Here is a 9,216-nt window from a genome sequence, read left to right as displayed (position 1 = left end):
CTCACCGAAGGAGCATCAGCCCCGCTGAGGCTCACCGAAGGAGCATCAGCCCCGCTGAGGCTCACCGAAGGAGCATCAGCCCCGCTGAGGCTCACCGAAGGAGCATCAGCCCCGCTGAGGCTCACCGAAGGAGCATCAGCCCCGCTGAGGCTCACCGAAGGAGCATCAGCCCCGCTGAGGCTCACCGAAGGAGCATCAGCCCCACTGGGGCTCCGCAGTCGGGATCTCACCAGGAAGGAGGCGCAGCGGCGGGGGGTTGCTGCGCCGGGTGGCCGGTCACGACCGGGGCGTCGCGCCCGGTACGGACCGGCCGTTCCGTGTCCGGGCCTACAGGGCCCGTCGGCCGGCGAGCGCGCGGCCGAGCGTCATCTCGTCGGCGAACTCCAGGTCGCCACCCATCGGCAGGCCGGACGCGAGTCGCGTGACGCTCAGACCGGGGAAGTCGCGCAGCAGCCGCACCAGGTAGGTCGCGGTGGCCTCACCCTCGGTGTTGGGGTCGGTCGCGATGATGACCTCGGAGATCTCGGTCTCGTCGGTCGCCGGACCGGTGCCGCCGAGGCGGGCGAGCAGCTCACGGATCCGCAGACTGTCCGGGCCGATCCCGGCCAGCGGGTCGAGCGCACCGCCGAGCACGTGGTAGCGGCCCTTGAACTCCCGGGTCCGCTCGACGGCCAGGACGTCCTTGGGCTCCTCGACCACGCACACCAGCGTCGGGTCGCGCCGTGCGTCGGAGCAGTAGCGGCAGCGGGTGTCCGACGCGACGTTGCCGCACACGTCGCAGAACGCGACGCCCTGCTTGACCGTCTGCAGGACCTCCTGGAGCCGGTTGATGTCGGCCGGGTCCGCGGCGAGCAGGTGGAACGCGATGCGCTGGGCGCTCTTCGGACCGACCCCGGGCAGGCGTCCCAGCTCGTCGATCAGGTCCTGGACCGGTCCTTCGAACACCTCAGGCGCCCGGGAGGCCCAGGCCGCCCATGTCGAGGCCTCCGGCGAGCGGGCCCATCTTCTCCTGCTGCAGCTCCTGCGCACGGCGGACCGCGTCGGCGAGCGCGCCGGCGACGAGGTCCTGCAGGGTCTCGACGTCGTCGGGGTCGACGACCTTCGGATCGATCCGCACCGAGCGCGGCTCCAGACCCGCGGTGACGGTGACCTCGACGAGCCCGTTCCCGGCCTGGCCGGTGACCTCGGCGGTCGCGAGCTCGGCCTGCGCCTGCTGGAGCTGCTGCTGCATCTTCTGGGCCTGCTGCAGGATCATCTGCATGTCGGGCTGACCGGGTTGCACGCGTACCCCTCGCTGTCGGGTCCGGCTCGCGCGATCGGGGGCTTCCCCGGCGCAACCGGCGCGGACGTGTCGTTCTCCAGGGTAGACGTGTCAGGCTGACCGACCGTGCGCGCCCTGATCCGTTCCGCCACGGCCGTCCTCCCGCTCGTCGTCGCATTGGTGTGCGCCGGCTGCGGTGCGCCGGCGCCGGTCCCGCCTCCCGTCGACGCGGCCCCGCGACCGGCCGCGACGACCCGTTCGCTGCCGACCACGCCGGCACCGCCGCCCACCACGCCGGCACCGGTCCCCCGCCCGGTCGTGCTGCTCGACCCCGGTCACAACGGCGGCAACGCCGCGAACAAGGCCGCGGTGAACCGGCCGGTCCCCGACGGGCGCGGCGGGACCAAACCGTGCAACACGACCGGCACCTCCACGAACGCCGGCTACGCCGAGCACGCCTTCACCTGGGACCTGGCCGGGCGCGTGCGGTCCCGGCTGGAGGCCGCCGGTGTGCGGGTGGTCCTCACCCGTTCCGACGACGTCGGCGTCGGCCCGTGTGTCGACGCCCGTGGGGCGGCGGGCGGCCGGGCCGGCGCGGCGCTGGCCGTGTCGCTGCACGCGGACGGCGCGGCGGCCTCGGCCCACGGGTTCCACGTCGCCTACGCCGAGCCCGCCGTGCACGGGACGGGACCGGCGTCGCTGCGCCTGGCCACCGGGCTGCGGGACGCGCTGCGCTCGGCCGGGTTCGCCCCGGCCGGCTACATCGGCCGCGACGGGCTCGACGGCCGCCCGGACCTGGCCGGCCTGAACTCCTCGACAGTCCCGACGGCGCTGGTGGAGGCGGGCAACATGCGCAACGCCGGCGACGCCGCCGTGCTGACCGACCCGGCCGGGCGGGACCGGATCGCGGCGGCGGTGGCCGAGGCGGTGCTGGCACAGCTGCGCCGCTGACCGCGCTCCGTCCGGGCCGGGGTCAGCGTGGGTCGAGTTTGCGTGCTCCCAGGTGCGAGGTGAGGATCTCCAGCGCGGCGGCCTCGGGGTCGCGACGGGCGCCCGGCGACGCCGCCTCGGCCGCGGCCTCGGCGAGCATGTCCTCCTCCTCGGCGGCCTGGTTCCGCACCGGGGCCGGTCGTGCGCCCGGACCGTCGCCCCCCTGCGGTCCGGCATCACGAGGGTCCGGCGGTGCATCCTCCGGCGGCGGTTCCGGCGGCAGCGGGACGTCGGAGTCCCCCGCAGGTCGGCGAGCGGGGCGCCCGCCCTGCTCACGCTGCGGTGCGTCACGCTGCGAGGGACGTTGCGGTACCGCCCGCTGGGCGCGGTCCGGTGCGGCGGCGCGACGCGCGGTCGCGGCCTCCCCGGTGTCGCAGTGGACCCGCCACTGGACCCCGAGGACGGCGCGCAGGGCGTCGGCGATCACGTCGGTGTTGCGTGCCTCGGACAGTCGCCGGGCCAGCGGCGGAGCGCCGATCGCGAGGACCAGGGTGTCGCCGTCGACCGCCCGGACGGTGGCGTTGACCAGCAGTGCCTCCGTGCTGCGGCTGCGCTGACGGACGGCGGCGAGGATCTCCGGCCAGACCCGGCGGACCGCGGTCGCGTCCAGCGACGACGCCGACGACACCGGCTGCGCCGACTCCGGCGGCACGGCGTCGGGGGGCGCGCCGTCGCGGGGCGGAGCGGGGCTCCGGGACGGAGCCGCCTGCGCTGCCGGTTCCTCGATGTCTTCGGCACCAGCGCCGCCCGGGCCGGGATCGTCCGCCCGCCGGGCGCCGTCACCGGGGCCGTCGGCCTGCCGGGCGGGCTCGCCGTCCGTGTGCCCGGTACCGGTGGCGGGAGCGTCCGCTGCGGGGCCGTCCGCCGGGACCGGGCCGTCGCCCGCCCCGGGGGCGACAGGGTCGGACTCGGCAGGCGCCGACACGGCGGGGACGGACGCGTCGGGGACGGAGTCGTCGGGCACAGGGACATCAGGCACAGGGACATCAGGCACAGGGGCATCGGGGACGGAGGCCGGAGCGCGTTCCGCGGAACGCGGGTCGGCCTCGGCCCGGTCTCCGGAGCGTGCCGGTGCGGCCGGACCGGCGGCCGGCGTGGCCGCGGAGCCGTCCTCGTCGTCGCGTTCCGCGGAACGCGGCACGTCCGCAGCCCTGGTCACCGCGGGCCGCGGTGCCGGCTCGTCCGGTCGCGCCGGCGCCGGGGCGGGCACGGCGGCCGGGGCCCCGGCGTCGCGTTCCGCGGAACGCGCCGGCGCGCCGCCGCCCGCACCCGGGGCGGCGCCGTCGGAGGTGGGCGCCGGCGGGCGCTCGCTGGGCCGCACGAACCGCTTGGCGGCGCCGTCGTCGGACGGGCCGGCGGGGTCGGGGGCGATCGCGTTGCGCCGCTCGATGCGCTCCAGGCGTTCGAGCAGGCCGCCGTCGGAGGTCGTGGCCGCGGGGAGCAGCATCCGGGCGACCAGCAGTTCCAGCAGCAGCCGCGGCGCGGTGGCCCCGCGCATCTCGATCAGGCCCTGGTGCAGGATCTCGCCGTAGCGGGTCAGGGTCGCCGGACCGAGCCGGGCGGCCTGGTCCGCCATCCGGGCCAGCTCGTCCTCGGCGCCGTCGACCAGGCCCTGCTCCGCGGCGTCCGGCACGGCCTGCACGAGCATCAGGTCACGGAAGCGCTGCAGCAGGTCCGAGGCGAAACGCCGCGGGTCGTGCCCGGCCTCGACGAGCCGGTCGACCGCGCCGTAGACGGCGGCGCCGTCGGCCGCGGCGAGCGCGTCGACGGTGTCGTCGATCAGGCCGGAGTCGGTCACCCCGAGCAACGCGACCGCGCGCTCGTAGGTGACGCCCTGCGGCCCGGCGCCGGCGAGCAGCTGGTCCAGCACCGACAGCGTGTCCCGGGCCGAACCACCCCCGGCCCGGATGACCAGCGGGAACACCGGCGGCGCGACGGTCACCTGCTCCTCGCCGCAGATCTTCTCCAGCAGCGAGCGCATCGTCCCGGGCGGGATCAGCCGGAACGGGTAGTGGTGGGTCCGCGACCGGATCGTCGGGAGCACCTTCTCCGGCTCCGTCGTCGCGAACACGAAGACCAGGTGCTCCGGGGGCTCTTCGACGATCTTGAGCAACGCGTTGAAGCCCTGGGTGGTGACCATGTGCGCCTCGTCGACGACGAACACGCGGTAGCGCGACTCGGCCGGCGCGTAGAACGCCCGGTCACGCAGCTCGCGCGCGTCCTCCACACCACCGTGGGACGCCGCGTCGAGCTCGACGACGTCGATGCTGCCCGATCCCTCGGGGGCGAGCGCGATGCACGAGTTGCAGACGCCGCACGGGTCCGGGGTCGGCCCCTGCTCGCAGTTCAGCGACCGCGCCAGGATGCGGGCCGAGGACGTCTTGCCACAGCCCCGCGGCCCCGAGAACAGGTACGCGTGGTTGATCCGCCCCGCGGTGAGGGCGGTGGCCAGGGGCTCGGTGACGTGCTCCTGCCCCACGACGTCGGCCAGCTTGGCCGGGCGGTACTTGCGGTACAGAGCCAGAGCCACGAGGGGAAGGCTACCCAGGGGGTCCGACACTTCGGGGACCCGCTCGGAGACAGAAGGGGACCCCGCGCACCCGCCAGAGCCTGTTGACCCTTGCTGCCTTCCGGCCCTGGGGGAGTTCACAGGATGGACGCCGCACGGGGTCCGCGGACAGTGTGCCACGGACGGCGCCGTCGGGCGACGAGGGGGCCGCGTCGGATCGCCGAGGGCGTCGCGTAACCTTCTTCGCGGAGGATTCGCCTAGTGGCCTAGGGCGCACGCTTGGAAAGCGTGTTGGGAGCAATCCCTCACGGGTTCAAATCCCGTATCCTCCGCCAGCCTGAACAGGCAGAACGCCGGGCGGCTCCCACGCGGAGCCCCCGGCGTTCGGCGTTCAGTCTCATTTCCAGTCTCACTTGTCATCCGGTCGGCCCCAGATCAGACCACCCACACGCTGGGCGACGTCGGTGCGCACGACCCCGGTGACGTGCTGGTAGCGGGCCGCCATCGCGGTCGTCGACCAGCCCATCAGTCCCATGACCGCGCGCTCCGGGACGCCGAGGATCAGCAGCACCGTCGCGGCGGTGTGGCGGGCGTCGTGCAGTCGTCCGTCACGGACCCCGGCGTCGCACAGGAGCTTCTTCCAGTGGTGGTAGTCGGTGTTCGGGTTGAGCGGTTCACCGCGCTCATCGGTGAAGACGTAGCCGGAGTCCCGCCAGAGCTGCGCAGCCGTGTCTCGCTCACAGTCCTGCTCCTCGCGGTGGGACTTCAGGAGCGCGACCAGCTCGTCGGGGAGGCCGATGGCTCGGCGTCCGGCGCGCGACTTCGTCTCGTCGGTCTCCGGCCGGTCCGCGACCCGGTTCGGGCAGTAGCCGGCCTTCTTGCCGCACGAGCCGCCGCAGCCGTGCCGGTAGCGAGGACGTAGTCGCCCCCGGCGGACGAGGAGCGTCCCGGTGTCCAGATCGACGTCGGTCCAGCGCAGCCCCAGGACCTCCCCCTGACGGAGCCCGAGCGCGAGGGCGATGGCCCAACGGGCGTGGTTCCGCCCCTCGGCGGCGGTGGTAAGCAGCCGTCGGACCTCGTCGACCGAGTACGGCTCCACCTCCGACTCGCTGACCCGGGGCGCCTTCGCGAGCGCGGCCGGGTTCCTGGTGATCCGTCCGCGTCGTTCGGCCTCACCAAGTGCGGTCCGGAGGGTGCGGTGCGCCTGGTGGGCGGTACCGGGCGAGCTGCCGTTGCGGATCATCCGCGCGTAGAGCTTCTCCAGGTGCTCGGGCTGCAGCCGGTCGAGCCGGTGGGCGCCGATCCCAGGGATCAGGTGCGTGCGGATCGCGACCCGGTACCCGGCGAGCGTGTTCTCCCGGACCACGGCGGCGGCGATGTTCTCCACCCAGTGCTCCAACCACTCCCCCACCGTGCCGACCCGGCCAAGCGCCTGGACGGTTGCCGAATCGCGGTCGCGTTCGAGCTTGCGGACCGCGCGGATGGCGTCCGCCTTGGACTTCCGCATGACGTGACGGCGGTCTGACTTGCCGTCGTCACGAACCCCGACGGTGACCCGACCGTGCCAGTAGCCGTCCTTGCCCTCGTAGACGCTCGACGTGCCGTTCGGCTGTCGGGTGCGCTTCTTCTCCGTCACGCGACACGCCCCCGCAGTCCCTCGACATAGACGACCAGGGCGTCGCGCGGGATGCGCCGGAGCCGCCCGATCCGGACCGACTCGACCTCCCCGGCAGCGACCAAGGCGTACATGAGCGTCCGGCCGATGCCCAGCAGTTCGGCGGCCTCCTCGACGGTCAGCACGATCCGAGCCTCGCTGATCTTCGTCATGCCGCTGCTCCCTCGGTTACCGAACGGTCGTCGGGTGGTGCGTCGGGTGGTGCGTCGGTGGTGGCCAGGACGGCGGCGTCGTAGTCGGCGCGCCATCGGGAGCGTTGGTTGATCGCATGGAGCAGCAGCACGGTGCGGGGTGGCACGTCCGAGTCCCCGGGCTTGGTGGCCTCCCAGGTGAACGGGCCGTCGTCAACGGCGTAGGCGGGCTGCACCCCGGCCCGGTCGAGCAGTTGCCGAACGAACGCCGTCCGTTCCGCGCGGTGGTCGGACAGGGACTTGTTGGACCATTTTCGGGAGACGAGGACGCGGCGTCCGGCGATGCCGAGGTGTTCGGGCTTGTGCGCTTTGCCCGTGCAATGCCCGGGTGTCGTTCCGGGTCGGGCGCCCTTGGGTTCGATGCCGTAGAGCAGCCAGATCGGGCAGCGCGGCGAGCACGGCGTGATCGCGAGTTCGGCGGCGAGGCGGCGGGCGTGCTCGCGCTGCCGTGACGTGGCGGTGTCGTCGAGGCCGGCGGCCTGCCCGACGGACTTGGTGAGGTACTTGGTCAGGTAGCCGATGTGGCGCCCGGCCTCTTCGGTGCCGCCGAGGATGCCCTTGACGTGGACCTGCGGCCCGAACACCACCGTGTGCGCCGGAGCCGCGAGGGCGTCGGGGTCGGTCGCCTCGTCCCAGGTGGGCAGCGGCTCGCGGGTGTCCGGGTCGACGAACGCCTTGTGGTGGTGGTCCCAGCGGGGGAGCCGGTCCCCGCTGTAGACGAGTTCGTCGTGGGCGGGCCACCACACCTGGTGATAGGTCGCAGCGGTGATCGCTCGGAGTTCGGCGCGGGGGATGGTGCCGCGGATGGCGGCGTGGAAGTGGGGTGCTCCGCGTTTCTGGGGTTCGACGGTGCCGAAGTACTGCACGTCCCAACCCACACAGCGCCGCGTGTTCTGCCAGAACCGGTCGAGCAGTTTCGGGAAGTGGATCGCATCCCGCGCCGCCCGGCGGTAGTCGTAGGTGTCGGGGTCGAGGGCGGCGCCGTGGCCGTCGACGCGGCCGTAGGTGTCGAGGGTGAGGGTGAGGAACGTGGAGGGCCGGTACTTCCCGCCGAACACCCGGCCCACGGTGCGGTCCTCCACCGGGCGGCGCGGGAGGTTGGGTGCGTCCTGGCGGCGGCGGGTGGAGCGGCGCACGGTCTGGGGTGTCGGGTCGAGCGGGGCCAGGCGGCCCCGGACACCGAGAGCGCGGAGTTCGGTGTCGATGTCCTCGACGATCTCGCGGATCTCAGCGCACTCGGCTTCGGCACCTGCGCCGAGACAGTCGGTGTAGGCGGCGTGGAAGTCCGCGCGGGCGGCCATCAACTCTTTCTGCGTGTCGGTCGGGTCGGCCGGTTTCACGATGGGTTCGTTGTCGAGGTGCCAGCCTTCGCGGCACTGGACCATGCGTAGCCGTCGGGCTTTGTCCGCGCACGGTCCACACTGGTCTTCCCGGGTCGAGCCACACGGCACCGGGACGACCTCGACCCGGCCGCTGGACTGGTCGATCCGCCGCCTCGCCAGAGGGCGGACACACACCCCGTGGTCTGCGGCGAGCTGGACCGCGACATCGTCGGACAGCGCGAGCATCGCCTTCTGTGCCCGGCTGAGCGTGTCCTGATCGACCGGCTCCCGGCTCGCCGTGTCGGTGGGGGTCATGCGGCGTCTCCGATCTTGCGGTGGGCCTCGGGCAGGGTGTCGGTGGGGGCGGGCAGGGTGAGCGCCGGTGCCGCCATATCTGCGGGCGGGGCGGTGCGGGTGACGAACGTTTCGAGGTCTTTCACCGCGCCGTCGGACACCCACCCGGCCCGGACACGAAGGGGTTCACGGATGCCGTCGCCGAACAGATAACCCACGCCGGGTTCGTCTTCACCGATCCGGTTCGCCCACGCACCACGGTCGTAGGCCTGGTCCCCCAGCACCATCGACACGTGGGACTTCGACGCCACGCGCAGGCAGATCCGGCGGGGGAACAACTCCCGCACCGGGACGGTGTCCTTCGTCGGTTCCTGCACATACCCGCGCACCGTGAACCCCAGAGCGCGGCCTTGGGTCGTCAACAGGGCGACGCGGTCGGTGATCGCCTCGCGGGTCTTGCGGTCCCCGCCGTAACGCAGCAGCGCACCGATCTCGTCGAACTCTACAATGAGGTGTTCTCAGTAGCGGGGTGGCAGGTCGTGGCGACACGCCGAGGGTGGTGAGATGAGCGGGAACGGGGCAGGACCCCGGTAGATCGGTTCGGTCCAGCACAGATCGACACCGTCACCGAGGTCCTGCATGTCTGATCCTGTCACCTACACCGCTGTCCTCCCGATCGGGGAGCGCACCGTGGCCTATCTGGCGCGGCTCCTGGTCCTTCAACGCCGTCGACGTGGCACCCGGCGGCGGGCGTTGACCCCGTTCGCCCAGGCAGTGCTGGTGATCCGCTGGTTCTGTGATGCTACCCGGGTCCGATGTTTGGCCGGTGACAACGCGATCAGCACTGCAACGGCCTACCGTTACCTGCACGAAGGCATCGACGTCCTCGCCGCGGCCGCACCCGGCCTGCACGGAGCCCTGCTCGCCGCCCGCACAGCCGGGCACACCCACGTGAATCTCGACGGCACCCTGAT

At 73.1% G+C, this 9,216-nt stretch carries 8 protein-coding genes, 1 tRNA gene, 1 other RNA gene and 2 pseudogenes; 3 read left to right on the top strand and 9 right to left on the bottom strand.

From position 1 onward, the window contains the following. The 3 genes from Ae331Ps2_RS34235 to Ae331Ps2_RS11915 form a co-directional block, all read right to left on the bottom strand. The coding region (locus tag Ae331Ps2_RS34235) for a pentapeptide repeat-containing protein (protein ID WP_371336423.1) at positions 1-185 on the bottom strand (185 nt) is incomplete at its 3' end. 142 nt (positions 186-327) lie between these two features. Beyond that, positions 328-945, bottom strand: coding sequence for a recombination mediator RecR (recR, locus tag Ae331Ps2_RS11920; protein WP_020624774.1), 618 nt, complete (start codon positions 943-945; stop codon positions 328-330). Between the two features lies 1 nt (position 946). Beyond that, positions 947-1,261, bottom strand: a complete 315-nt coding sequence (locus tag Ae331Ps2_RS11915; RefSeq protein ID WP_020624775.1) for a YbaB/EbfC family nucleoid-associated protein — start codon at positions 1,259-1,261, stop codon at positions 947-949. 126 nt (positions 1,262-1,387) lie between these two features. Between Ae331Ps2_RS11915 and Ae331Ps2_RS11910 the strand changes: the two genes are divergently transcribed. Beyond that, positions 1,388-2,212: an N-acetylmuramoyl-L-alanine amidase gene (locus tag Ae331Ps2_RS11910; RefSeq protein ID WP_233147706.1), complete on the top strand. Its 825-nt coding sequence runs from the start codon at positions 1,388-1,390 to the stop codon at positions 2,210-2,212. A 22-nt stretch (positions 2,213-2,234) separates the two neighbouring features. On the opposite strand, the gene Ae331Ps2_RS11905 is transcribed toward Ae331Ps2_RS11910, so the two are convergent. Together Ae331Ps2_RS11905 and ffs are read right to left on the bottom strand one after the other, a co-directional pair. After that, on the bottom strand, positions 2,235-4,781 hold the full coding sequence (locus Ae331Ps2_RS11905; protein ID WP_198932248.1) for a DNA polymerase III subunit gamma and tau: 2,547 nt from the start codon (positions 4,779-4,781) through the stop codon (positions 2,235-2,237). A gap of 51 nt (positions 4,782-4,832) precedes the next feature. Beyond that, an RNA gene (gene ffs, locus Ae331Ps2_RS11900) (signal recognition particle sRNA small type) lies at positions 4,833-4,927 on the bottom strand. 80 nt (positions 4,928-5,007) lie between these two features. Here ffs and Ae331Ps2_RS11895 point away from each other — a divergent pair. Next, positions 5,008-5,095: transfer RNA gene (locus Ae331Ps2_RS11895), tRNA-Ser, on the top strand. Between the two features lie 74 nt (positions 5,096-5,169). Here Ae331Ps2_RS11895 and Ae331Ps2_RS11890 read toward each other — a convergent pair. The 4 genes and pseudogenes from Ae331Ps2_RS11890 to Ae331Ps2_RS11875 form a co-directional block, all read right to left on the bottom strand. Continuing rightward, positions 5,170-6,396, bottom strand: a complete 1,227-nt coding sequence (locus Ae331Ps2_RS11890) for a site-specific integrase (protein WP_075308880.1) — start codon at positions 6,394-6,396, stop codon at positions 5,170-5,172. Continuing rightward, positions 6,393-6,587: an excisionase family DNA-binding protein gene (locus Ae331Ps2_RS11885; protein ID WP_075308882.1), complete on the bottom strand. Its 195-nt coding sequence runs from the start codon at positions 6,585-6,587 to the stop codon at positions 6,393-6,395. Before Ae331Ps2_RS11885 ends, Ae331Ps2_RS11890 begins: the two co-directional genes overlap by 4 nt. Next, positions 6,584-8,263, bottom strand: a complete 1,680-nt coding sequence (locus Ae331Ps2_RS11880; RefSeq protein ID WP_075308884.1) for a replication initiator — start codon at positions 8,261-8,263, stop codon at positions 6,584-6,586. Before Ae331Ps2_RS11880 ends, Ae331Ps2_RS11885 begins: the two co-directional genes overlap by 4 nt. After that, a pseudogene (locus Ae331Ps2_RS11875) lies at positions 8,260-8,751 on the bottom strand (hypothetical protein); the annotation flags it as partial. The gene Ae331Ps2_RS11880 and the pseudogene Ae331Ps2_RS11875, both read right to left, overlap by 4 nt. A gap of 130 nt (positions 8,752-8,881) precedes the next feature. On the opposite strand from Ae331Ps2_RS11875, the pseudogene Ae331Ps2_RS32540 reads away from it, so the two are divergent. Beyond that, positions 8,882-9,216: pseudogene (locus Ae331Ps2_RS32540) on the top strand (IS5/IS1182 family transposase); the annotation flags it as partial.

Origin of the sequence: Pseudonocardia sp. Ae331_Ps2 (genome assembly GCF_001932405.1) — a bacterium.
GTDB lineage: Bacteria > Actinomycetota > Actinomycetes > Mycobacteriales > Pseudonocardiaceae > Pseudonocardia.
Note: the sequence above shows the minus strand (reverse complement) of the source record. Positions and strands in the feature narration are given on the sequence as shown.

Bases quoted from the DNA above. Each gene is read 5' to 3' on its own strand.
- Ae331Ps2_RS11915 (WP_020624775.1), bottom strand. From the start codon at position 1,261: ATGCAGATGATCCTGCAGCAGGCCCAGAAGATGCAGCAGCAGCTCCAG.
- Ae331Ps2_RS11880 (WP_075308884.1), bottom strand. From the start codon at position 8,263: ATGACCCCCACCGACACGGCGAGCCGGGAGCCGGTCGATCAGGACACG.
- Ae331Ps2_RS11885 (WP_075308882.1), bottom strand. From the start codon at position 6,587: ATGACGAAGATCAGCGAGGCTCGGATCGTGCTGACCGTCGAGGAGGCC.